This window comes from Kitasatospora sp. NPDC059599 (genome assembly GCF_042735125.1).
In the GTDB taxonomy this organism is placed as follows: Bacteria; Actinomycetota; Actinomycetes; order Streptomycetales; family Streptomycetaceae; genus Kitasatospora.
In genome coordinates this window covers 1-23,639 of sequence record NZ_JBHWCL010000124.1, presented here as the reverse complement: position 1 = coordinate 23,639, position 23,639 = coordinate 1, and the positions used below count along the sequence as shown (strand labels likewise).

Genomic DNA, 23,639 nt, shown 5'->3' with positions numbered 1-23,639 from the left:
TCCCGGATGAGCGGACCCCAGGACTGCTCACCGCAGCGGCAGCAGCCCCGGCACCGGGCCGCCGCGCCGGGACAGGCGGCGCAGGAAGGTGGCGACGCCGGGTGTGCCGACCGCCCATGCGCGCGCCTCGGCGTCCGGTTGCCGGCCTGCGAAGACCGGCCGGTTCGGCGGGCCGCCGGCCCGGGTGAGGACGAGACCCGCCAGGTCCTCGGCCGCCGCCAGGTGGCGGGTGTCCCCGGTGGCCTCGGCCAGGTCGACCAGGAGGTCCCCGACGCCGGCCAGGCCGCAGCAGCGGAACACCTGGGCGGTCCGCGGGGCGAGCACCCGGCAGGTGTCGGCGGCCTCGGCGGCCAGGGCGAGCAGCTCGTCGTCGCCGTATCGCAGGCCGGCCTGGACGAGGACCGTTCCGAGCCCGGCCAGTCCCCGACACCACGCGAGGTAGCGGCGGGTCGCTCCGGGCCGGCGGGCGGCGTCCGCGATCCGGGGGAGGTCGGCGGCGAGATCGTCCACGATCCGGCGGGCGGTGCGCTGCGAAGCCTCGTCGGGCATGGCGAGCAGGAAGTGGGCGACGCCGGCGCGGCCGTGGGCGAAGCCCTCCGCGAGGGCGGCGGTGCCGGGGTTGGGCTCGTCCTCGGGCTCGTCGAGCGGCCCGGTCGTCAGCCGTACCGCACAGCGGGCGGCAGCCGCGCGGTGCCGGTCGGCGCGATGCCGGTGGGCCTCCGAGCCGACCGCCGCGAGCAGCAGGTGCCCGGTGCCGATCCCGGCCGCACCGGCGATCTGGTCCGTCCCCGTGCCCAGGCCGGGCGCGTCACCGGGACCGGAGGCGAGCGGTTCCGTCCCGAGGACGGCAGCCGCCTCGGCGAGGAACAGCTCGACGCCCGCGCGGCCCTGGTACAGGGAGTCGTCGAGCCGGTCGAGGGCCGGGTGGGCGGCGGTCCAGCCGGCCAGATCGGCGGCGGCGGAGCGGGCGTCCGGGCGGTCCGGGTGCTGGAGCAGTTCGAGGCCGATCCCGGCCGCGCCGTCGTAGAGGGAGAGCAGGGTGCGCGGGCGCTCCGTGCCGGGGCCGGCGGCGACCAGCTCGCGGGCCATCCGCACGCAGATGGTGACGGTGTGGTCGAGGGCCTCGTCCAGCAGGGCCCGGCCGGGCCGCTCCGGCTTGCACCGTGCGGCCCGCGCCGGCAGCGGCCGCGCGGGAGCGGCGATCGCGCCGCCGTCACGGAGTCCCGATGCCGCCGCGGCGCGCTCCGCCGGGTCGAAGCTCAGCAGCCCCGTCACCAGGTCCACCAGCGGGCCCGCCCCCGGGAGGGCGGCGCGCAGACAGGCGAGGGTGCGGTCGCGGTTGGTCGCCGGGTCGGGGTCGATCACGACGGGGTCGAGGCCGGTGAAGGCGTGGTGCAGGGTGGTGCCCAGCGCGTAGTGGTCCTCGGTGGGGTCGTCGCCGGTGCCGCCCGGCAGGCCGTAGCCGGCGGTGGCTCCCGGTGGGCGCTCGCCGGCGAGGGCGCTCACCCCGAAGTCGACGATCGAGGCGCGGCCGTCGTGGTCGAGCACCACGTTCGCGGGTTTGAGGTCGCACACCACGACACCGCGCGCGTGCACCGCGTCCAGGATCCGCAGCAGTTCGCGGGCCAACGTCCACCCGTCGCGGGCGCCGTCGTCCGCGACCGCGCCGTACGGACCGGCGGTGAGGACGTCCCGCCGGAGGTCGCGCCCGCCGCGCGCGCCGCTGACCAGGTACTCGTCGGTGCCGTGCCGGAAGTAGTCGACCAGGGGCGGCACTCCGGGCACACCGGCGAGTGCGGCGAGCACCCGGCGTTCGTGCCGCAGCCGGCCGCGCGCATCGGTGCCCGCGCCGTCCTCGGCGACGAAGGCCCGGGCCTGTTTGACCACCACCTCGCGCCCGGTGGCGAGTTCGACCGCGCGGTAGACGTGGCCGCTGGGCGCCCGGGAGATGCCCGCGGTGAGGCGGTAGCGGCCGTCGCCGACCCGGGTGGTGGCGGTCCGGGCGGGAGCGCGCCGAGCGGTGAACGGGTCTTCGGCCCAGGGCGGTTGACGGTAGCGGGCCTCGGCCAGACCGGGGAACCGCGAGCCGTCGGGGCCGACCATGCCGCGTTCCGCCTCGTCCTCCGTGACCCGGAAGGGACCGTAGCGGTAGTACACCGGGGAGTCCGGCCGGATCCGGCGGTCGCTGACCACGTCGGGACCGGCCCGGCCGGCCAGTGCCTGCGCCAGCTCCTGCCCGAGGGCGTGGACTTCGTCCGGCCGCGGGTAGACCGTCACGGCCTTCCCGACGGCGGCGCCGCCGTGCCGGCCGCTGTTGAGCTCCTGCAGGACGGCCGCGCTGTGCGCGAACTTCACGTCGCAGGTGTGGCGGAGCAGGATCGGGACCACCACGTCCAGCAGGTCCGCGAGTCCGCCGGGGCGGGCGGACACGTGCAGCTTCCATCCGTGCGCCAGTTCCGGCAGCCGGCGGTCCCGGAGGTACCACCACTGTCCGTCGGTGCGCAGGGGTCCGCGCGGGACGACGGCGGCTGCGGCGAGCGCCTCGACGCTGCGCCGCAGCCCGTCGGCGGAGCCGGGGTCGGGTGGTGTGCTCAAGGGTCCGTTCCCTCCCCCGGTTCCGCTGTGTTCCGGTCGGCCCGCTGGGATCAGAAGTCTTCGCAGGGGAAGCGGGTCGGGACGTAGGTGACCCACGGGTCGGCGAGACACGCGACCGGCGTGAGGTCCGCGTCGAACGCGTCCTCGAAGGAGATGGCGTCCTCGTCGATGTCCAGCAGGCCGGCATCGCGGACGTCGGTCATCAGTGCAGTCATGGGGGTCCTCCCTGTGGTTCTTGTCGTTGGAACCTGTGGTGGAGCTGCCTCATGCTAGCCACGCCCGACGGACCGCGACAGGTGCCCGACGGAGGCGACAACCCGCCTACGTCAAAGGAGGGTTCCGCTTGTGGACACCGTGTGCGCCCGCAGGTACGACGCAAGCGGGCCGGCCCGGTACCCGAGGGGGTGGGTACCGGACCGGCCCGAGCCGTGCGCGTGACGCCGGGTCAGCGCGCGGCGGTCTTGCGGGTGCGGCGGGAGACGGAGTCCAGGACGACGGCGGCCAGCAGGACCGCGCCGGTGATCATGTACTGGATGGCCTGGTTCACGTGGACCAGGTCCAGGCCGGTGATGATCGACTGGATGACCAGGATGCCCAGCAGGGCCGACCAGGTCTTGCCGCGCCCGCCGAACAGGCTGGTGCCGCCGATGACGGCCGCGGCGATGGAGTTCATCAGGACGTTGCCGCCGCCGAGGATCTTGTCGGCGGAACCCTGCTGGGAGGCGATGAAGAGACCGCCCAGGGCCGCCATGCCGGCGGAGATCATGAAGACCGAGATCCGGATCCAGGCCACGTTGATGCCCGCGCGGCGGGCGGCCTCCACGCCACCGCCGACGGCGAAGATCTGCCGGCCGTAGCTCGTGCGGCGCAGGACGAAGTCGGTGATGACCACCACGGCCAGGAAGACGAGCAGGGGCAGCGGCAGGCCGCGGTCCTGGTTGAGCATGTAGGCGGCGGTCAGCGCGATGACGGCGAGGACGCCGGTGCGCAGCGCGATCTCGCTCATCGGGCGCGCCGCGAGGCCGGCGGCGGCGCGGCGGCGGGCGTCCAGGATCTGCCCGGCCGCGAAGAGCGCGACGCCGAGGACGGCGAGGCCCCAGGTGTAGGCGATGTCGCCGTCGCCGAGGAAGTACGTGTCCAGGTTGGCGAGGACGCCGTCGTTGACGACGTTGACGGTGCCCTTGTCGCCGAGGACGTACTGCTGCAGGCCGCTCCAGGCGAGCAGGCCGGCGAGGGTGACGACGAACGCCGGGACGCCGATCTTGGCGAAGAAGAAGCCGTGCAGGGCGCCGATCGCGACGGCGGCGCCGATCGCGATGAGGCAGGCGACCCACTCGTTGTAGCCGGAGCGCACGGACAGCACGGCGGCGATCGCGGCGGAGACGCCGGCGACGGACCCGAGCGAGAGGTCGATCTCGCCGAGGAGGAGCACGAAGACGATGCCGACGGCGATCAGGCCGGGGCCGGCGATCCACTTGGTGATGTTGGTGACGTTGTCGGCGTTGAGGAAGTCCCCGGTGATGCCCTGGAAGATGGCACCGATGAGGATCAGACCGAGGACGACGGGCACGGAGCCGAGGTCGCCGTTCTTCATCTTCCGCTTGAACTCGGCGAGGTAGCCGGCGAGTCCGGCCTCGCGGACGAGCAGGCGGGGGTCGACCGCGGGGGCCGCGACCGGGGTGGTGGTGGTCTCTTCGGTACTCACTTCGCGTCCTCCGCGAGTCGGGCCTGACGACGGGTGACGGCGTTCTCGGTGGCGCCGGTGATGGCAGAGATGATCTCCTCGTGCGAGGTGGTCGCCACCTCGAAGGACCCGTTGTTCCGGCCCAGGCGCAGGACGGCGACGGTGTCGGCCACGGCCTTGACGTCGGCCATGTTGTGGCTGATCAGGATGACGCCGAGGCCGCGGTCGCGCAGGCGCTCGACGAGGTCGAGGACCTGGGCGGTCTGCTCGACGCCGAGGGCGGCGGTGGGCTCGTCCAGGATGACGATCTTGGGGTCGCCGACGAGGGCGCGGGCGATCGCGACCACCTGGCGCTGGCCGCCGGAGAGGGCCGCGATCGGGATGCGCACGCTCGGGATGCGGATGGAGAGGGTGTCGAGGAGTTCGCGGGCGCGCTTCTCCATGGCGACCTCGTCGAGCGTGCCGAAGCGCTTCAGCTCACGGCCGAGGAAGAGGTTGCCGACCACGTCGAGGTTGTCGCACAGCGCGAGGTCCTGGTAGACGGTCGCGACGCCGAGGGCCTGGGCGTCGTGCGGGCGGCCGATGGAGACCTCCTGGCCCTCCCACTCGATCGTCCCCTCGTCGATGGGGTGCACGCCGGCGATGGTCTTCACCAGCGTGGACTTTCCGGCGCCGTTGTCGCCCACCAGGGCCACCACCTCGCCGGCGTGTACCTCCAGGTGCACGTCGGTCAGTGCCTGGACGGCGCCGAAGCGCTTGGAGACCCCGCGCAACGCCAGTACGGGTGCGCCTGTCACGTGAACCATCTCCTTCTCCCGCGCGCCGTGATGGTGGGTCGGCGGCCGGGGTGGCCCGCGCGCCGTGCTGGGCGGGCGGGTGAGCGTCGAAAAGGGGGTGTCGGGGCGGGCCTGGGGCCGCCGCGGCTGCGGGCGGTGCTCCCCGGGGATGTCGGGGAGCTCCGCCCGGGCGGTGCTACTTCAGGCCGGCGGTGGCACAGGCGGCGGCGTAGTCCGCGGTGCAGATGTCGGCGGCCTTGTAGAGGCCGTCGGCGATGACGGTGTCGTTGATGTTGGCCTTGGTGACGACCTTGGGGTCGAGCAGCTTGGCCGGGATGCCCTTGTCGGTGGCGCTGTCGACGCTGGAGGTGGCGACGGACTTGACGTCCTTGCCCTGCAGGAGGTCGACGGCCAGCTCGGCGGCGCTGTCGGCGAGCGGCTTGTACGCCTTGTAGATGGTGTACGCCTGGTCGCCGTTGACGATCCGCTGGATGGCGTCGAGGCCCGCGTCCTGACCGCCGACCGGCACCTTGATGCCCGCGCCCTGGAGCTGGGTGATGATGGCGCCCGCCATGCCGTCGTTGGCGGAGTAGACGGCCTGGAAGCCGTCCTTGCCGAGCTGGGTGATCGCGGCACCGATCTTCTGGCCGGCGACGGTGGGCTTCCACTCGCCGGACTGCTCGTAGACGACCTTCTTGACCTTGCCGTCGAGGACCTTGTGCGCACCGGCCTTGAACTGACCGGCGTTCGGGTCCGCGTCGTCACCGTTGATCATGACGACGTTGGCGTCGGCGGCCTGCGCACCGAGCGCGTCGACCAGGGCCTGGCCCTGGAGCTCGCCGACCTTCTCGTTGTCGAAGGAGGCGTAGGCGGCGACCGGGCCGGTGGCCAGGCGGTCGTAGGCGACGACCTTGACGCCCTTGGCGGCGGCCTCCTTGACCCAGGACTGGGTGGAGGTGGCGTCGAACGCGTCCAGGACGATGACCTTGACGCCCTGGGCGATCAGGGTGTCGAACTGCTGCTTCTGCTTGGAGGCGCTGCCCTCGGCGTTGTTGTAGAGCACCTTGCAGTCCGCGCACAGGGCCTTGACCTTGGCCTCGATGAACGGGCGGTCGAAGGACTCGTAGCGGGTCGAGGACGCGTTCTCGGGCAGCAGCAGGCCGATGGACTTGGTGTCACCGGCGGCGGCGGAGTCCTTCTTGTCGCTGCCGGCCTTGCCGCAGGCGGCCATGGACAGGGCCATCGAGACGGCTGCGGTGGCGATGACAGCGCGACGCATCATTGCGTTCATGTGGGGGTGCCTCCCTGACGTCGCCGCGACGGTGCGGCGGAGTGGGAGGGAGTCAACCCGCATATGCCAGATGGAGTCAAGAAGTAAATCCAAGGCGAGATCATGCTGGGCCTTTTCGTTATCTTCCTGAACGCATGAACGCCCGAATATCGGTGCCATGAACACGCAGAGATGACACCACAGAACTGTCGGTGACGAAAACCGCGTGCAGGCCGGGAGCTTCCCGGACGCACCGCAGGCATCCGGGGCCCCAGAGGCCTCACGGCCACCTCCTGGGCCAGTGCGTTCAAGATGTGTCGACTGGGGTATAGTCCGCTGGTCGGATGCGGAGGCCGCGACGACGGCTCCACCGGGCGGGCGAACCACCCGGCACCGCCCGACGCACCCGGCCCGCAGCACCGACGGGACCGACTCGCGCACCCCGCAGGGGCCTTGACGAAATGTCAGGAATCGCCCCGGCGCCGCCGCCGGGCACCTCGGCCGCGCAGCCCACGGGGAGCAGCGGCCCCGCAGCCGCGGCCGGGAGCGTCAGCCGCGCAGCCCGCGGGGACCATCAGCCGCACAGTCGGCCGGACGCGGCAGGCGCACAGCCGGCCTGGAGGCGTCAGCCGCGCAGCCGGCGGGCCCGGAGGTACTCACGGGCCAGCAGCCGCAGCGCGGCCGGTTTCGCCGGACTCGCGGAACGGCGCAGCAGCGCACCCGGATCGACCCGGGCGGCGGCGCTGACGAGTGCGTCCACCCCGAGGAGGCAGCGGACCATCGGCCGGTGCACGGCCGGCACCAGCGCGACGACGGCCCGGCCCTCGGCGAGGGTGCGGTCCGCCCGGTCGAGCAGGTCGCCGAGCAGCGCCCGGACGGCCGGCAGGTCCCGGCCCCCTTCCAGGTCGGCCCGGGTGACGCCGTACTCCCGCAGGGTCTGCTCGGGGATCGTCAGCCGGCCCTCGGCCAGGTCCTCCGCGAGGTCGTTGACGAAGTCGAGCCGCTGGGCGGCGTCGATGTAGGTGCGGCACGCGGCGCGGAAGGCCGCCTGGTCGCCGTCCGGACCGAGCAGGCCGGCGACCACCATGAAGCCGGGCAGCGAGTACCCGTCCACGTAGTCCTGGTACTCCTCCTCGGTGGCGAACCCGGCGAAGTCGAGGTCCGCGTCCGTCGCGGCGAGGAAGTCCAGGGCGCGGTCGCGCAGGGCGGGGTGCGCGGCCACGCTGTTCAGCAGGGGCCGCAGTTCGGGGTCGTCGGTGCGGCCGGCCGCGAGGCTCTCGGCGACCGACCGCTGCCACCGGGCGGACGCGGCCCGGCGCTCCGCGAGGGGGCCGCTGTCCAGCAGGGTGTCGGTGCGGTGCATGAAGGCCGCCGCCGCGATCACGTGCGGGACCGTGCGGTCCGGCAGCAACAGGCCGGCCGCCAGCGTGACCTCCCGCTTGTACCGGGCGACCTGCTGCCGCTGCCGGCCGTAGTCGGCCCGCAGCCCGGGATCGTGCACGCCTGCCGCGTCCAGCGCCCGCTCCCACCTGCCCATACGGTTCACCCCATCGGTTGTTCGATCGGGACCGAGCGTAGTGGGCGGGAGCCGGGCGGCCTATTCGCGGCCCCCGGGGCACCGGCCGCCGGGGACGGGCTTCAGCTCTGCCGGATCGTGGAGAAGCCGCAGGCGGGGGTGCAGAGGGTGACGATGCCGCGGTAGCGGTAGGTGGTCCGGCCCCTGGTGACGCTGTGGACGGTGAGCTTCTCCCGCAGGTTCAGCTCCCGGCAGCGCGGGCAGGCGGCGCCGACCGGCTTGCCCCAGGGGCGGTTCGGGTTCAGCTTGGTGTAGGAGACCGCCATCAGCACGACCGCGAGGCCGGCGCCGCCGAAGCCGATGAAGCGCCACACGCCGTTCGAGGACTCCCGACGGTCGATCATCTCGTCGTAGGAGTAGGTGCCCCCGCCGCCGTGGTTGGACCAGATCCGGCACTCGCTGTGCCGGGTCATGGTGTGGCCGTCACAGGTCGGCGGGGAGTCCGGGTCCGACTTCCCCACCACCACGGCGAGGAAGATCCCGACCGCGGCCAGCAGGCCCAGCACGACCAGGGCGGTGGTGCGGCTGCGGCCGGTGTGCAGCCGCTTGCGTTCGTTGTACGCCGTATCGATCACAGCCTGGGCCATGTTGCCCCCGTCGACCGCCACCACGTGTCTCCTGTTGTCCGGGTGTCCGTACCGCTCGTGCGCCGAGCCGAGTGCCCCCTCGGCGAGGGGGCGACACGAACCCACCACGGTCGGCCCGCAGGCGCACGCGATTTGGCGATCTCTTGACCTTTCAGTCCCCGGCCGTGACCGCGGCCAGATAGGCGGCCGCCTCGACCGGTCCGAGGAACCACCGCGCCACGTCCGCCGGGTCGTTGAAGTTGTTGGCGAACCGGTCCGCCACGGCCTGGTGTCCGCCCGCCGCGACCAGCAGGTCGAGCACGTGCGGGGGCGGCGGGGCGAGCATCGCGTTGGTCCAGGTGGTGGCCGGGCCCGCGGTCTCCCAGAAATCGTCGAAGGCAGCCTGCTGGAAGTCGCGGTCGAAGGGTTTGTCGCCGTGGGCGAGGATCGCCGCGAGGTAGCCCGCCGCGCACTTGGCCGCGTTGTTGGAGCCCTGGCCGGTGATCGGGTCGTTGGTGACGACCACGTCCGCCACGCCCAGCACCGAACCGCCGCCCGGCAGTTCGCCGACCGGTCGGCGCACCACCGGCGTGAAGCGCCCGGCCAGGGTGGCGCCGGCGTCGGTGAGTTCGACGCCGGACCGGGCCCGGTCGTACTCCCAAGGCGTGAACGTCCTCATCAACTCCATTGTCACCCGCAGGTGTTCGGCCGGGTCGCGGAGGCCGTCGAAGGCGTCCGCCGGCCCGCCCGGCATCGCCTCCCAGAGCAGGATGTCGCACGGCCCCGACATCGTCAGGGCGGGCACCACGAACAGTTCCCCGATGCCGGGCACCACGTTGCACCGCACCGCCGCGAATGCGTGCTCGGGGCGCGGCGCGAGGCCGTGCACGTAGGCGGCGGCCAGGGCGCGCTGGGGCCGCTCGTGCGGCGAGTGCGCGTGGTCGCGCTCGAACAGCGAGCCCAGCGCGCCCTTGCCGGAGGCGACCAGCACCAGGTCGTACGAGCCGGCCAGGTGCTGCAGGTCGGCGGCGGTCACCTTGCGCAGCTCCACCCGGCCGCCCCGCTCCGCGAAGGCCTCCAGCCAGGTCGACGTCTTCAACCGCTGGTCGACGGACTGCGCGTAGGCGTCCAGCCGCCCGACCCAGTCGATCACCCGGGTCCCGTCCGGCCCGGGCACCGACACCCCGACGCCCTCGATCCGGGGCGCCCGGTCCGCCCACAGGTCGAGGCCGAGGGCGCGCTCGGTGCGCAGCGCGGAGTCGAACATGCACTGGCTGGACAGCACCCGGCCGGCCCGCACCTCCTCCGGCCCACGGTCCGTCAGCACCGTCACGTCGTAGCCGTGGGACTGCAGTCCCAGGGCCAGTTGGAGTCCGGCCTGCCCGGCACCGACGATCAGAATTCTGCGCATCGCCCCTGCTCTCCTGGTGGTACGTCCCGGCGCGGCGGCCGGCTCCGCCCGGCTACCCAGTCGCCTGGATACCAGTCATCGACGCGCGCGTCCACGGGCCGTGCAGGGATCGGGCGGCGGGATCGGAGGCGTTCCCGCTCACGGCTCCCCGACAGCGGGCGCCTCGGGTGTCGCGACCGGGAAGACGATCGGACTGACCAGGTACGGATCCCGGCCCGGTGCCGGACCGTTGGCCAGCCGCGGTTCCAGCACGGCGAACAACTCCCGTCCCAGTTCGGCGATTTCCTCCGGGCTGAGCCAGAAGGTGCCCTGCCGGTAGGACACGCCCTGGGCCGCCGGGTCGGCGTCGTCCAGGTCGAGGTAGGCGTTGAACTCGGCGAGCAGGACGGCCATCGCGGCCGCGAAGCCCTGCCGGTGGTCCGCCGTCGACATCGCGGCGGCGGTGGCGGCGCCCGCCACCGGGCGGTCGGCGCGCAGCCGGTAGTGCCGCTCGACCGCGCCGCGCACCCGGCGCTCCTGTGCGACCTCCAGGAAGCCGGCCTCGGCGAGCAGGCCGACGTGCCGGTACACCGTCACCTTCGAGACCCCGGAGAGCCGTTCGCACAGCTGCGAGGTGGTGAGCACCCGGCCCCCGGCGAGGGAGTGCACCACGCGCAGGCGCACCGGGTGGAGGAGGAGGTCGGCGGGATCGTGGTCCATTGCCGTACGATTTCACAGTCGCTACCATTCTCAAAGATGAAAACAGTGAGCGCCCGGGAATCCGCTCCGGGCGCACGGAACGGGGGGACCGCACGATGCGCCACACACGACCGACACGGCCGACGCCTCGCACGACCGGCCGGACGGTGACCGTCAACGGACGGCCGCTGCACGTCGAGGAGTCCGGCCAGGGCCCCGACCACGTGCTCTTCGAGGCGGGCCAGGGCCTCGGCCGCACCTCCTGGGACCCGGTCGTCCCCCTGCTCGCGGACCGCGCCCGGCTCGTCGCCTACGACCGCTCCGGCTTCGGCCGCAGCCCCCGCAGCGACGCCCCGCTGACCGTCGAGGACCTGGCGGCGGACCTGGTCGCCCTGGCAGAGGCCGTCGTCCCCGGCCGCTTCGTCCTGGTCGCCCACAGCATGGGCGGTCTGGTCGCCCGGCTCGCCGCCGAGCGGCTGGCACCCCGGCTGCGCGGGGTGCTGCTGGTCGACCCCACACCGGAGACGGCCCCCGCGTACGACGCCATGGAACGGATCGCCAGCCGGGTCGACCGGACGCTCGCGGTCGTGCGGCCCCTGGTCCGGTTCCGCACGGTGGCCCGCCTGGCGAGCGCCGACGTCCGCCGGGTCTACCCGCCCGACACCTACGCCACCATGCTCGCCGAGGACTTCGTCCCGGCCGGCATCACCCAGACCCGCCGCGAGTTCCGCGCCGTGGCCGCCGCCGTCCCCCGGCTGCGCGCCGAACCCCCGGCGCCCCCGGCCTGCCCGACGGTCCTGCTCTCCGCCGGCCGCCCCCGGCGGGGCGGCGAGCGCACCCACCCGGCCCTGCGGGAACACCAGCGCCGCTGGACCGAGGCCCTGCCCGACGGCCGGTTCGAGACCGTGGACTCCGGGCACCTCATCCAGGCCGAGCAGCCCGCCCTCGTCGCCGACCGCGTCCGCGAACTGCTCGACCGCGACTGACCGCCGACCGGGACCTGACGGCGGTGGGCCCGCGGCGGTCCGGGACGGCCGGGGCGAGCCGCACCGGGCCGCGCCACCGGGGGCCCGCGTCAGCGCCGGGCGGCGAACGGCACCGCGTCCGCCCACTCCCGGACGGCGTGGCCGGCGTCGACCACCGCCGCCATGGCGGCGAGGAGTTGCGAGGGGCTCGACATCGGGCGGAACGTCGACGGCGACCAGGCGCTCGCCCAGCCACTCGCTCGACAGCCCGGCCGCACCGACCTCCGCCCTGATCCCGTCGACGGCCGCTCGGAGGTCACCGGCGGCCGTACCGGGGAGGAAGGCGAGGCGCAGCGTCCGGTGCCAGGCCGTGCCGACCACCGCACTGACGTGGTCCGCCTCGTCGAGCAGCACGGTGTCCCCCGGCGAGATCCCGTGGACCGTGAAGGGGATGCAGGTGACACGGTGGGTTCCGTCGTTCAGCGCCACGAGCCGGCGCTGCTCGACCTGCCCGGTCGGCCCGAACGGGGTCGGGTCGGCGTACGCGACGTGGCCGGATGCCGTGCCTCCGGCCGGGTCCTCGTGGACGACGGCCTCCATGACCGCACTCCCCCTGGCCGACCCCGGTGAACCGCCATCATGCCGCGGCGGGTCCCCGCCGGGGGCCGGAAGGCGGCCTCAGCCGGCGATCAGCCGCCGGCCGGTGATCTCCTCCGGCCGGATCCGCACCCAGCGGGGCCGGTCGTCGCCCGCCCACGGCGAGGCACCGGGCAGGCCGGCCAGGTGTGCCAGCTCCGCCGGGTCGTCCACGTAGTGCGCGGGGCCGAGGGCGAGCACGCTCCAGCCCCGGCCGAGGTACTCGTCGATGTGGTCGACCTGGAAGGAGACCGCCGCGCCCTCGGCCGGGGCGGTGGCGTGGTGCTCGCCGGTGCGGTAGGCGAAGGACCGCCGGTCGACCACGTAGTTGACGGGCAGGACCACCGGCCCCGGTTCCACCGGCAGGCCGATCCGGCCGACGCCGTGGTTCCCGACCTGCTCCCAGCACTCGGCCTCGGTGAGGTTCTGCAGCCGGGGGTGCGGCCCCGGGCCGCCGTGTCCGGGCGGGGCGTCGGCGCGGCCCCACAGCAGGTCGTCGCGGCTGTCGTCGAGGGCGGCGGCGATCCGGACGAAGCCCGCCGGGTCGAAGTCCGGACCGGCCTCGAGGAGGTGCCGGAGGTAGCGGGGGGCCATGGCCGCCCGACGCGCCAGGTCGTCCTCGCTGAGACCCAGGTGCTCGCGGCGTTCGGCGACCCGGCGGGCCACGACGGCGGGGTCGGGGGTGTCGTGCACGGTGGTGACTCCTCGGCTTGCCGGGGGCGTTCGGACCGCGGCCGGGCGTGACCCGGTGCGGGTCCGTCCGGTCGACCAGGGCGTGCCCATCCAAGCGCCCGACCTGCGGCAAGTCGAGCAACAGGGCGGCCCGTGCGTGTCGTTGCGCTTAGCGGTCCGCCCGGCGGCCCACCCGCGGCCTGCCGCCGCCCTCCCGCGACCGGACCTTGATCCCCCACCACCCGGCTGCGATCATCGCCCTGACGCGGAATCAGGTCCGCGTCCACAACGGGGAGGAGTGCCATCCGTGATCGTCGTGACGGGTGCCACCGGTACGGTCGGGTCAGAGGTGGTCGTCGGGCTGCGGGAGCGCGGAGAGGCGGTGCGGGCGCTGGTGCGCGACGGCTCGGCGGGGCCGGCCGCCTGGGACGGCGAGGTCGAGCGGGTGGCCGCCGACTTCGCGGACCCGCAGTCGCTGGACGCGGCGCTCGCCGGGGCCGACGTCGTCTACCTGCTGGTCGCCGTGCACCCCGAGATGGCCGCGCACGAGCGGAACGTGATCGACGCCGCCGTGCGCACCGGGCGCCGCCCGCAGATCGTGCTGCACGCGGCGGCGGGCGTCGAGCAGCGGCCGCGGGGCGTGCGTTTCGTCGGCGCGCACGTCGACGGCCTGGACCACCTGCGGGACAGCGGCCTGCCGTGGACGGTGCTGGCGCCGAACGGCTTCTACCAGAACTTCCTGGGCATGGCCGGGTCGGTCGGGTCCGGCGTGCTGGCCGTGCCGGGCGGTGCGGGAGCGGTGTCCTACGTGGACGCCAGGGACGTCGCCGCGGCGGCCGTCGAGGTGCTGGCGACGGAGGGGCACGAGGGCGCCGTCTACACCCTGACCGGCCCGGCCGCGCTGACCCACGGCGAGCTGGCCGGACAGCTGGGCACGGTGGCGGGCCGCGAGGTCGCGTACGCGGCGGTCGCGCCGGAGCAGGCGCTGGCCGGGATGCTCGGCGCGGGCTGGGACCCGTGGCGGGCCGAGGGCATGGTCGAGCTGTACGGGCTGTACGCGGCCGGGGGCGCCTCGGCCGTCAGCCCCGACGTGGAGAAGCTGACCGGCCGTCCGGCCCGCTCCTTCGCCGAGTTCGCCGCCGAGCACGAGGCGGCCTTCCGCGCCTGAGAGCCGCCCCGGCCGGTCGCCCACCGGGCCACCCGGCCGATCGGCACAGCTGCTCGGCCACCCGACTACCCGGCCACTCGGCTACTCGGCCACCGCGGCGCTCCCCCGGTCCCGCCAGGCCGGGGCGAGCGCGGCGAGCATCACCGCCGCCGTCAGGGCGAACGCCCACGAGTAGCCCGTTCCGCCCGCGACGGCCCCGAAGGCGACCGCGCCGATGCCCATCGCCCCGTCGTAGGCGACGTTCCACAGCGCGGTCACGGTGCCGTACCCGGCCGGTGGCACCCGGGCGTACATCAGCGCCAGCGTCGCGTTCTGCGCGATGCCGAAGCCGGTGCCGAACACCGCCGCGCCGGCGATCACCGCCGCCGGGCTGTCCGTCCACGCCAGCAGCAGCACCCCGGCGGCCGCGACCGGCAGTGCGGGCAGCACCAGCCCGGCCGAGCCGTGCCGGTCCCCGTGCCGCCCGGCGAGCCAGCGGGCCAGGGTCGCCGCGCCCGGCTGGACCAGCAGGGCGACCGCGACGGCCCCGCCGGACGGCACGGCAAGCGGCAGGAAGGTGACGACGATCCCCGCCGCCAGCGCGGTGGCGGCGAACACCGTGGCGGGCCGCAGCAGGGCGCCGCTGCGCAGCCCGTCCCGCAGTCCCACCGCCGGCCCGGCCGCGCGGGTGCGGTCGGGGAGCGCGGGGACGGAGGCGACGGCGGCCAGCGGGGCGGCCGCCCCGATCGCGAACACCCAGCCCCAGCCGACGTGTTGGCCCAGCCAGACGCCGAGCGGCAGGCCGAACAGCGACGGCAGGCCGGAGACCACGCCGACCAGGGCCAGCCCCTCCCCGCGCCGTTCGGCCGGGATCAGCGAGGCCGTCAGCGCCCCGCCCGCCACCAGTGCGATCGCGAACCCGACCCCGCGCAGCAGGCAGACCGCCACCACCACCGCCATCCCGCCGGTCGCGGTGAGCAGCAGCGCGGGCGCCCCCAGCAGCACCAACCCGGCGGCCAGCACCCACCGGTAGCCGTACCGGGCGGTCAGCGCGGGGGTGGCCAGCTCACCGACGACGGTGGCCAGCATCAGCGCGCCGGTGGCCGGTCCCGCCGCGTGCTCCCCGCCCCCGGACTCCTGCGCGTACAGCGGGACGGCGGAGAGCAGCAGGTTGAAACCGGTGGAGGACCCGAGCAGGGAGACGAAGCGCACCAGCAGGGCCCTGGTCACCAGTGGTGGCCGGACGGAACCGGCTTCCGGGGAGGAGGAGTCGATCGTCGTGGTCACGCGGCGACGGTACCGGCCCGAACGGACCGCCGCCGAGGCGCCGGCCGCTGACTGCCGCCGCCACCGGCCGGGGGCGCCGGCCCGCCGCAGGACCGTTCTCCGCAGGGCCGCCCGCCGGCTTTCCGTCAGAACCGCTGTGCACACGCCTGTCCCGCCCGGCACGCCGGGCGCATACTGTCCTGCGCGGCTCGCACCGTGCGACAGGGCCACCCGGTCCCGGCCCGGCTGCGCCGCGACGGGGGAGGTCGGAATCGTGGCAGTCGTCGTGATCGTCGCCGTGGTGTTGCTGCTCTGGCTGGTGACCGGCGTGCGAGTGGTGCAGCAGTACGAGCGCGGTGTGGTGTTCCGGCTCGGGCGGGTGCGCGAGCAGGTCCGCGAGCCGGGCGTCACCCTGCTGATGCCGGTGGTGGACCGGATGCGCAAGGTCAACGTCCAGGTCATCACCATGCCGGTGCCCGCGCAGGAGGGCATCACCAAGGACAACGTCTCGGTCAGCGTCGACGCGGTGCTGTACTTCCGAGTGATCGACCCGGTCAAGGCCACCGTGGACGTGCAGAACTACGCGTTCGCCATGCTGCAGGTCGCCCAGACCTCGCTGCGGTCCATCATCGGCAAGAGCGAGCTGGACGACCTGCTCTCCGGCCGGGAGAACCTGCACCAGGGCCTGGAGGTCATGCTGGAGAGCCCGGCCACCGGCTGGGGCGTGCACATCGACCGGGTGGAGATCAAGGACGTCAGCCTGCCCGACTCGATGAAGCGGTCGATGGCCCGCCAGGCCGAGGCCGACCGCGAGCGCCGGGCCCGGATCATCACCGCCGACGGCGAGTTCCAGGCCGCGTCCAAGCTCGCCGAGGCGGCCGTCAGGATGGCGGAGACCCCGGCGGCGATGCAGCTGCGACTGCTGCAGACGGTGGTCGAGGTCGCGGCGGAGAAGAACTCGACGCTGGTACTGCCGTTCCCGGTGGAGCTGCTGCGCTTCTTCGAGGCCGCCGCCGCCCGGACCGCCGACGCGGCGGACGCCACGGGTGCGGCGGCCCGGCCCGCCGTCCCCGCGCAGGCCCCGGCCGCCGGGAGCGCACAGGCCGCCGGGAGCGCGCAGGCCGACGGGAGCTGACCGGTCCGCGGCGGGAGCCGACCAGCGCGCGGCGGCCGGTCCCGGCACCCCCGGACCGGCCGCCAGGCCATAGCTTGTCTCTATGACGTCATAGACCGGAACCGACTACAGGAGTGCCCCACCTCGGGGTTGGCTGCAAGGGTCCAGACCACCTCCCGCTGCGCCCGACCGGAGGACCCCGCCATGTCCCGCCCGATCAGAGTCGCGATCGTCGGAGCCGGCCCCGCCGGCATCTACGCCGCCGACGCTCTGCTGAAGTCCGACGCCGCCCAGGCTCCCGGCGTCTCGATCGACCTGTTCGAGCGGATGCCCGCCCCGTTCGGCCTGATCCGCTACGGCGTCGCACCCGACCACCCGCGGATCAAGGGCATCGTGACGGCCCTGCACCAGGTGCTCGACAAGCCGCAGGTCCGGCTGTTCGGCAACGTCGACTACCCGTCCGACCTCGCCCTGGACGACCTGCACCGGTTCTACGACGCCGTGGTGTTCGCCACCGGCGCGACCGCCGACCGCCCGCTGGACCTGCCCGGCATCGGGCTGGACGGCTCGTACGGCGCCGCCGACTTCGTCTCCTGGTACGACGGCCACCCGGACGTCCCGCGCGAGTGGCCGCTGGACGCCGAGAAGATCGCCGTGCTCGGCGTCGGCAACGTCGCTCTGGACGTCGCCCGGGTGCTCGCCAAGACCGCCGACGAGCTGCTGCCCACCGAGATCCCCGGGAACGTCCACGCGGGCCTGAAGCGCAACCGGGCCCGCGAGGTGCACGTCTTCGGCCGCCGCGGCCCCGCCCAGGCCAAGTTCAGCCCGATGGAGCTGCGCGAACTGGACCACTCCCCCACCATCGAGGTGATCGTCGACCCCGAGGACATCGAGTACGACGCCGGTTCGATCGCCGAGCGCCGCGCGGTCAAGCACGTCGACCTGGTCGCGGCGACCCTGGAGAAATGGGCGATCCGCGACGTCGGGGACCGCCCGCACCGGGTCTTCCTGCACTTCTTCGAGTCCCCGGCCGAGGTCCTCGGCGAGGACGGCCGGGTGGTCGGGCTGCGCACCGAACGCACCGAACTCGACGGCACCGGCAACGTCCGCGGCACCGGCCGCTTCACCGACTGGGACGTCCAGGCGGTCTACCGGGCCGTCGGCTACTACTCCGACGAGCTGCCCAAGCTGCCCTTCGACCCGGTCTCGGGCACCGTCCCGCACACGGCCGGCCGGGTCGAGGACGGCGACGGCTCGCACCGCACCGCCACCTACGTCACCGGCTGGATCAAGCGCGGCCCGGTCGGCCTGATCGGCCACACCAAGGGCGACGCCAACGAGACCGTCGCCTGCCTGCTGGACGACCACGCGGCCGGCCGCCTGCCCGGCGCCGCCGAGCCGGACCGGGCCGCGGTCGAGGAGCACCTGCGCGGCCAGGGCGTCCGGTACACCACCTGGGAGGGCTGGCAGCTGCTCGACGCCCACGAGCGCGCGCTCGGCGAGGCCGAGGGCCGCGAGCGGGTCAAGGTCGTCGAGCGCGAGGAGATGCTCCGGCGCAGCGGGGCGTGAACCCGGACCGCGCCGTCACCGCACCGCCGTCACCGCGTCGGCGTCACCGCATCGGTGTGGGCCGGGGACGTGCTGGCGGTCGTCGCACCGCACCGCACCGGTCACGGGCGGACGATCGGCAGCAGCACCTCGTCCACGATCTCCTCCGGGTCGAGCTGCACCACGTCCCCGCCGCACATCTTGATCCGGTACAGCATCAGCGCCGGCACCACGTCGGTCACCAGCGGGGTGACCGCCCCGCGGCGGACCTCACCGCGTGCGGTGCCGCGCTCCAGCACCTCGGCGATCAGCGCGGTCGTCGGCTCGACCACCCGCTCGAACACGATCTCGACGAAGGCGTGTGCCCGCCGGTGGTCGAGTTCGCTCATGATGGCCCGCACGGCCGCGCCCGGTTCGCTGAACATGGCGGCGCGCAGCCTGGCCACCACTTCCAGCAGGTCCCCGCGCAGGCTGCCGGTGTCCGGGGCCGACGCGCCGGGCGGCAGGCTGGCCCGCAGCGCGTCCATGACCAGGTCCTCCTTGGAGGACCAGCGGCGGTAGAGCGCGGCCTTCCCGGTCTGCGCAGCCGCGGCCACCCCCTCCATGGTCAGCCGGGCGTAGCCGTCGGTGGTGAGCTGCTGGAGGACCGCCTCGTAGATGGCGCTCTCCAGCGCCTCGCCGCGCCGGCGCAGCGGGGTCCCCGGCACCGGTCCCCGCGCGGTGTCCGTTTCAGCGGTCATGGCTGCGCACCTTCTTCAGTCGCCCTTCCTCGATCCCATCGGGTACACGCATCCGCCCACGTCGCGGTTCTCCGGCCCGTCGATCTCCGCGAAGGGCCCGGCCGGCTGCGCAACGGCGCATGTGCGTCCCAGTATCGCGGGGCTACTGTCGATGTTAGTGAACGAACCCGTTCCTTCCTAGGGTCTCCTCCGAGCCTTCGGTGACGCCGGGTGGCCGACTTGCGGGAGATATTCGGCTCGATACGCTTCGAACAGGATCTCTCCCGGTGCCCGGGCCCGGCCGTCCGCCGAATCGCCCCCAGCGCACCCCGTCCCCGCCCCGCACCCCGATGCGGAAGCCCAGGTGCCCCACGGGACCGCAGGACCCCACGAAACGCCCGGGACCCGCGGGACCCCACGGACACCCACCGAACCCACGGAATCCGAGAAACAGACCAGCCTCCGCCCACGTCACGCACCGTGAGCACGCTCTCGCCCAGCGGGACCGGGACGGGACCGTCGCCTCATGCGGACGGGGCGCGGCCGGCGGTGGCATGGAGGAGCGGGCCGGAGCAGCCGGCCCGCGGAACCCACCGTGGAGGTCACCATGACCGAACGAACAGCCAGTGCCGCGCTGTTGGCGGCCGGTGCCGCGGCGGTCTTCGCCGCCGTGAGCGTCGCCGCGGCGGCCCGGGCCTGCAAGTGCCGGGTCGAGGGCGGCGGCGCGGGCGGTCCGACGGCGAGGCGGCGGCACCGCCCCGGCCGCGGTCCGGGCGGTGGCAAGCCCCGCCCCTTCTGCCCCAACCCGCCGAACTGCAACTGACCCCGCTACCGATCGCAACCGCTGACGAAACCGGCGACCGGCGACCGGCTTGGGATTCCCCCGAAGAACCCGCCCCCGACCGGCCGACCGCCGCGCCGGGGGCGGGCTCCCGCCACCACGGCCCGCTCAGCCGCTCGCGGGCCGGCGCGGGAGCAGCGCGTGCACCCGGGTGCCGCGGTTGAGCGCGTCGACGGTGCAGCTGCCCCCGATCTCCGCGGCCCGCTCGGACATCGACCGCAACCCCACCCCCGGGTGCTCCGGTCTGCTGTGCCCGGGGCCCTGTCCGTCGTCCTCGACGACGAGTTCCAGGGCTCCGGCATCCACCCGCACGGACACCGTGGCGCTGGTCGCCCGGGCGTGCCGCAGCACGTTGTTGAGCGCCTCCGCGGTGATCCGGTAGACGGCGACCTCCACGGCGGCGGGCAGCTCCGGGAGCGGGTCCGGGGCCAGCCTGGCCGTGATGGCGAGGTCGTCACCGCTGAACGTCTCGGCGAGCCGGCTCAGCGCCCGGGACAGTCCGTAGTCGCCCAGCGCGGTCGGCCCGAGCCGGTCGGTGATCCGCCGTACCTCCCGGACGGCCGTGGCCAGGTCGTCCGCGACCCGTTCCAGCGCGCCGGAGAACATCGCCGGGTCGTCGACCGCGGCCGCTCCCTGCAGCCGCAGCCGCAGTCCGGCCAGCATCGGGCCGAGTCCGTCGTGGATGTCGCGGCGCAGCTGACGGCGCTCCTCCTCCCGGGCCGCGACGATCTGCTCGCGGCTGGCCCGGAGGTCCTCCATCAACTGCAGCGAGGCGACGGCGGGTGCGGCCTGGTCGGCGAGGGAACGCAGGATGTCGCGGTCGCTGTCGTCGAGGGTCCGCTGGCCGGGGCGGGGGGTGACGGTGAGTCGTCCGATCTCGTCGCCGCGGTGGACCAGGGCGAAGCCCTCGCCGCGGCCCGAGCGGTCCCCGACGGCGGCCAGCGGGCGTTCGCCGCCACGGGTGGTGACGGTCAACGCCACGCCGGAGAGCCGGAGTTCGTCACTGACCGTGGCGCACAGCACGGCCGGCACGTCCTGCGGGTCGACGGTCTGGCTGACCCGTCCGGCCAGGCTGCGCAGCACCTGGTACGGCTGGGCGCGCGCGCCGTAGTACCAGCGGTCGACGACCCCGGAGGCCCAGCGCACACCCCGGGGCAGCCCGGCCGCGAGGAGGAACACCAGGGCGACCAGCACGAGCGCCCCGGCGCCGCGCCGGCCGGGCATCAGCATGGTGGAGAGCACGCAGGCCACCAGCACGAACACCACGACCAGCCCGGCGGCGACCAGCAGGCCGACCAGCACCCGCCGGGCCGCCCGGTCGAGCCGCCAGGAGCCGTCGCGGACGACGACGGCGGCCAGGGTGAGGGTCCACAGCGCGGAGGCGACCGCGAAGGCGATGTACGAGGGGGTGCTCTGGTCGTCGAAGTAGTAGCCGAGTTCGGCGCCGCCCCACAGCAGGTAGACGCCGAGGGCGATCAGGACGTTCTGCCGGCGTTGGCGGGACGCCCGACGGATCCGGGCCAGCGGGACGAGCACCACCAGGACGGTCAGCACCACGAACACGACGAGTTGGGTGACGTGCAGCCGCTCGTTGAAGGTCCGCAGCCAGTCCGCGACGGCGCTGTCGGCGAACGGGTTGGGCCGGCCGAACACCGTGGGCTGGTAGACGTAGTAGCAGGCCTGGGGCAGCATCCACAGGGCCAGGGCACCGATCGCGAACCACCACCGGCGGCCGGGCAGGGTGCCGTCCGGAAGCCAGAGCGGCAGCGCGTGCCAGAGGGTGCCGCTGACGGTGTAGCCGGCCGACACCAGGACCACGACGGCGCCGACGATCCGCGGGTCGTCGACCTCGACCCAGACCGGGGCCTGGGCGGCGAGCGGGAGGATCAGCGCCGCCCCGTAGGCGAGCAGGACCCAGCCGAGCTGGTTGCCCGGGCGGTGGGCGTGCAGCAGCACCCCGCCCGCGACGGCGGCGAGGCCGTAGCCGAGGACCGCCAGGTGGTGGGCGGGCGGGGAGATCCCCGCGGCGCCCTGGTGGCTCAGGACGTAGCCGATCCACAGGCCGCCGGCCACCAGGCAGACGACGGCGCACAGCCCCGCGGCGGCCAGTTGCCGTTCCGCCGGGCCGGACCGGGGCCGCCACCAGGCTCTGCGCGCGCTCTCCACAGCCATGAGCACCCTTCCTTTCCGACGACCCACCGGATGCCAGCAGTGTGCTGCACCCGTTGTCCCGGGCACATGAGGCAGTGGCCCCGGCGGCGCGCGGTGCCCCGGACGGGTGGCCGACGGCGGTCGACCGCACCGGTGTGACGCTCCGTCGATCGGCGCCGGTGCGCGGTCACACCGGGTCGCCGGTGGGCGCATCGCTGCGGTGTGACGCTCCGTCGATCAGACCGACCGAACGGTCGCACCGGGTCACCGGCAACTGAACCGCGGCGGTGTTGACGCTCCGTCGATCAGCGCGGGTCCGCGGTCACACCGGGTCGCCGATAGGTGAACCGCGGCAGGAAGAACTGGGTGATCGGGCCGACCAGGAGGGCGTAGAGGACGGTGCCGACGCCGACGGTGCCGCCGAGCAGCCAGCCGGCGGCGAGCACCGTCACCTCCAGGGCGGTCCGGACGACGCGCAGGGAGCGGCCGGTCGTCGCGGCCAGACCGGTCATCAGTCCGTCCCGGGGGCCCGGCCCGAACCGGGCCCCGACGTAGACCGCGACGGCGAACCCGTTGAGCAGGACGCCGGCCGCCAGCAGGCAGCCGCGGGCCGGCAGTCCGAGGCCCTCGGGGACGACCGAGAGCCCCAGGTCGGAGGAGAGGGCGAGCACCACGACGTTCGCGGCGGTGCCGAGCGTCGGCCGCTGCCGGAGCGGCACCCACGCCGGCAGGACGAGCACGCCCACGACGGCGCTGATCGTCCCGAAGCTCAGCGACGAGTGGTGCTGCAGTCCCTCGTGGAGCACGCTCCAGGGGTTGACGCCGAGGGCGGAGCGGACCAGCAGCGAGAGGCTGAAGCCGTACAGGGCCAGCCCGGTGAGCAGCCGGGCGAGGCGGTGCAGCGGGCGTTCCGTGAGCGGCAGGTGGCCGAGCGGCGGCAGCGGGGTGCCCCCGGCGGGCTGCCGGCGCGGCCGCGGGGTGGTGACGGGCATGCGGTGGTCCTCCGGTCCCGGCGCGGTGTGTTGCGCGCCTGCCGTGCAGTCTCCGCAGTCGCCTCCTGCCCCGGAATGGCCGATCGGGGGCGCCGTCGCCGAGGACCGGGAGGGCGGAAGGGCCGTGGGGGCCCTACAGCCCCAGGTCGGTGGCCAGGCAGTTGTAGAACTTCCAGGCGCCTTCGGGATCGTACGGATCGCCGGCCCGGCTGTCCGGCCCGGCCTCGATCCCTTCGCTCATGTCCTCGAAGCGGATGCGTTCGGGAAGGCTGCCGTAACGCGCGCGCCGCGCTTCGGCGGCGGGATCGCGGGTGGGGTCGTCGCTCATGTCATCCAGCATGCGCCCGCCTTCATCACCGGTCAAGACGGTGATCGATCGAACATGTCCGACATCCCTCGGGAGGGCATACGTGTTTGACCGAATTCTGCACTGCCGAGGGATGGTTGAACATGCAATGATCCGCTTCTCGGCCGTTCGTGGCCGGACGCTCCCGGCAAGGCCGCCGGAAGCATCACCGCACACGAAAGGTGGGTCACATGTTCACCCTCGAGGTCAACCTCCGCAGCGCAACCACCGTCGGAGCCGTGGCCGCCGTGGCCGCCACCCTGATCGGCGCCGGCGCCGGGGCGGCGAACGCCGCCGACCGGCCCCGCTGCACGAGGGCGCGCACCTCTCCTCGGACAGCAACGGCACGGGGCGGATCACCGCGGTCGACCTCACCGACCTCGGCACCCGCCACCCGCTGTCGGCACCCGCCCGCTCCGTCCAGGTCGCCGACGGCTCGGCGTCCGTGGTGCTCCACCCCACGGCCGGCTGCACCGACGGCTCGGGCCGGGCCACCGGTTCGCTCGCCCGGTCGAACGTTCCGCCGGCGGCGCTGAGCCACCGGGTCGTCCCGGCCTGACGGCACCGCACGCACGACTCCGCTCACACCCCTCCCCGCCGGGGGGGGGGGGGGCGCGGGGGAGCGACCCCGGCAGGCCAGAACCCCGCGGCACCCCCACGCCCCCCCGCCGCACACCACAAAAAAA

20 protein-coding genes and 1 pseudogene are annotated in these 23,639 nt (G+C 74.3%); 5 read left to right on the top strand and 16 right to left on the bottom strand.

All coding sequences use genetic code 11. The features are described 5' to 3' along the window. Nucleotides 1-27 precede the first annotated feature (27 nt). The 9 genes from lanL to ACFV04_RS32570 all read right to left on the bottom strand — a co-directional run bounded on the left by lanL (nt 28) and on the right by ACFV04_RS32570 (nt 10,577). On the bottom strand, nt 28-2,595 hold the full coding sequence (gene lanL, locus ACFV04_RS32610) for a class IV lanthionine synthetase LanL (RefSeq protein ID WP_380534416.1): 2,568 nt from the start codon (nt 2,593-2,595) through the stop codon (nt 28-30). Between the two features lie 50 nt (nt 2,596-2,645). Then, complete coding sequence (locus tag ACFV04_RS32605) at nt 2,646-2,810, bottom strand: SflA family class IV lanthipeptide (protein WP_360259026.1); 165 nt, start codon at nt 2,808-2,810, stop codon at nt 2,646-2,648. A 230-nt stretch (nt 2,811-3,040) separates the two neighbouring features. Next, nucleotides 3,041-4,300: a sugar ABC transporter permease gene (locus ACFV04_RS32600; RefSeq protein WP_380534414.1), complete on the bottom strand. Its 1,260-nt coding sequence runs from the start codon at nt 4,298-4,300 to the stop codon at nt 3,041-3,043. Further along, nucleotides 4,297-5,085: an ATP-binding cassette domain-containing protein gene (locus tag ACFV04_RS32595; protein ID WP_380534412.1), complete on the bottom strand. Its 789-nt coding sequence runs from the start codon at nt 5,083-5,085 to the stop codon at nt 4,297-4,299. Before ACFV04_RS32595 ends, ACFV04_RS32600 begins: the two co-directional genes overlap by 4 nt. Before the next feature lie 166 nt (nt 5,086-5,251). Next, a complete protein-coding gene (locus tag ACFV04_RS32590) occupies nt 5,252-6,346 on the bottom strand; it encodes a substrate-binding domain-containing protein (protein WP_360259035.1) in 1,095 nt (364 codons plus the stop codon). A 604-nt stretch (nt 6,347-6,950) separates the two neighbouring features. Then, nucleotides 6,951-7,862: a phytoene/squalene synthase family protein gene (locus ACFV04_RS32585; protein ID WP_380534409.1), complete on the bottom strand. Its 912-nt coding sequence runs from the start codon at nt 7,860-7,862 to the stop codon at nt 6,951-6,953. Between the two features lie 101 nt (nt 7,863-7,963). Beyond that, the gene (locus ACFV04_RS32580) at nt 7,964-8,509 is read right to left on the bottom strand and encodes a hypothetical protein (RefSeq protein ID WP_380534408.1); all 546 of its coding nucleotides are present in this window, start codon (nt 8,507-8,509) and stop codon (nt 7,964-7,966) included. A 130-nt stretch (nt 8,510-8,639) separates the two neighbouring features. Beyond that, the gene (locus ACFV04_RS32575) at nt 8,640-9,878 is read right to left on the bottom strand and encodes a styrene monooxygenase/indole monooxygenase family protein (protein WP_380534406.1); all 1,239 of its coding nucleotides are present in this window, start codon (nt 9,876-9,878) and stop codon (nt 8,640-8,642) included. A 138-nt stretch (nt 9,879-10,016) separates the two neighbouring features. Beyond that, complete coding sequence (locus ACFV04_RS32570; RefSeq protein WP_380534404.1) at nt 10,017-10,577, bottom strand: helix-turn-helix domain-containing protein; 561 nt, start codon at nt 10,575-10,577, stop codon at nt 10,017-10,019. 146 nt (nt 10,578-10,723) lie between these two features. Between ACFV04_RS32570 and ACFV04_RS32565 the strand changes: the two genes are divergently transcribed. Then, nucleotides 10,724-11,542 (top strand): alpha/beta fold hydrolase, encoded by an 819-nt coding sequence (locus ACFV04_RS32565; RefSeq protein WP_380534402.1) that lies wholly within the window; start codon nt 10,724-10,726, stop codon nt 11,540-11,542. A gap of 246 nt (nt 11,543-11,788) precedes the next feature. On the opposite strand, the pseudogene ACFV04_RS32560 reads toward ACFV04_RS32565, so the two are convergent. Both ACFV04_RS32560 and ACFV04_RS32555 read right to left on the bottom strand, forming a co-directional pair. Then, nucleotides 11,789-12,121, bottom strand: a pseudogene (locus ACFV04_RS32560) (DUF4265 domain-containing protein); the annotation flags it as partial. A gap of 78 nt (nt 12,122-12,199) precedes the next feature. Continuing rightward, nucleotides 12,200-12,850, bottom strand: coding sequence for a pyridoxamine 5'-phosphate oxidase family protein (locus ACFV04_RS32555; protein WP_380534400.1), 651 nt, complete (start codon nt 12,848-12,850; stop codon nt 12,200-12,202). Nucleotides 12,851-13,136: 286 nt separating this feature from the next. Between ACFV04_RS32555 and ACFV04_RS32550 the strand changes: the two genes are divergently transcribed. After that, nucleotides 13,137-13,997 carry an NAD(P)H-binding protein gene (locus ACFV04_RS32550; RefSeq protein WP_380534398.1) on the top strand — a complete coding sequence of 287 codons (861 nt, stop codon included), beginning with the start codon at nt 13,137-13,139 and terminating at the stop codon, nt 13,995-13,997. A gap of 81 nt (nt 13,998-14,078) precedes the next feature. Here the strand turns inward: ACFV04_RS32550 and ACFV04_RS32545 are convergent, their stop codons facing one another. Beyond that, nucleotides 14,079-15,263 (bottom strand): MFS transporter, encoded by a 1,185-nt coding sequence (locus tag ACFV04_RS32545; RefSeq protein ID WP_380534396.1) that lies wholly within the window; start codon nt 15,261-15,263, stop codon nt 14,079-14,081. A 250-nt stretch (nt 15,264-15,513) separates the two neighbouring features. On the opposite strand from ACFV04_RS32545, the gene ACFV04_RS32540 reads away from it, so the two are divergent. After that, nucleotides 15,514-16,377 carry a slipin family protein gene (locus tag ACFV04_RS32540; protein WP_380534426.1) on the top strand — a complete coding sequence of 288 codons (864 nt, stop codon included), beginning with the start codon at nt 15,514-15,516 and terminating at the stop codon, nt 16,375-16,377. Between the two features lie 183 nt (nt 16,378-16,560). After that, on the top strand, nt 16,561-17,925 hold the full coding sequence (locus ACFV04_RS32535; RefSeq protein WP_380534394.1) for an FAD-dependent oxidoreductase: 1,365 nt from the start codon (nt 16,561-16,563) through the stop codon (nt 17,923-17,925). Between the two features lie 101 nt (nt 17,926-18,026). On the opposite strand, the gene ACFV04_RS32530 is transcribed toward ACFV04_RS32535, so the two are convergent. Next, nucleotides 18,027-18,644, bottom strand: coding sequence for a TetR-like C-terminal domain-containing protein (locus ACFV04_RS32530; RefSeq protein ID WP_380534392.1), 618 nt, complete (start codon nt 18,642-18,644; stop codon nt 18,027-18,029). Between the two features lie 586 nt (nt 18,645-19,230). Here ACFV04_RS32530 and ACFV04_RS32525 point away from each other — a divergent pair. Further along, the gene (locus ACFV04_RS32525; protein ID WP_380534390.1) at nt 19,231-19,446 is read left to right on the top strand and encodes a hypothetical protein; all 216 of its coding nucleotides are present in this window, start codon (nt 19,231-19,233) and stop codon (nt 19,444-19,446) included. A 126-nt stretch (nt 19,447-19,572) separates the two neighbouring features. Here ACFV04_RS32525 and ACFV04_RS32520 read toward each other — a convergent pair whose 3' ends face one another. From ACFV04_RS32520 to ACFV04_RS32510, 3 genes are all read right to left on the bottom strand, one after another. After that, on the bottom strand, nt 19,573-21,636 hold the full coding sequence (locus ACFV04_RS32520; RefSeq protein WP_380534388.1) for a histidine kinase: 2,064 nt from the start codon (nt 21,634-21,636) through the stop codon (nt 19,573-19,575). A gap of 284 nt (nt 21,637-21,920) precedes the next feature. Beyond that, a complete protein-coding gene (locus tag ACFV04_RS32515) occupies nt 21,921-22,607 on the bottom strand; it encodes a YitT family protein (protein ID WP_380534386.1) in 687 nt (228 codons plus the stop codon). Nucleotides 22,608-22,740: 133 nt separating this feature from the next. Continuing rightward, nucleotides 22,741-22,935: a hypothetical protein gene (locus tag ACFV04_RS32510; protein ID WP_380534384.1), complete on the bottom strand. Its 195-nt coding sequence runs from the start codon at nt 22,933-22,935 to the stop codon at nt 22,741-22,743. Nucleotides 22,936-23,639: the final 704 nt, after the last annotated feature.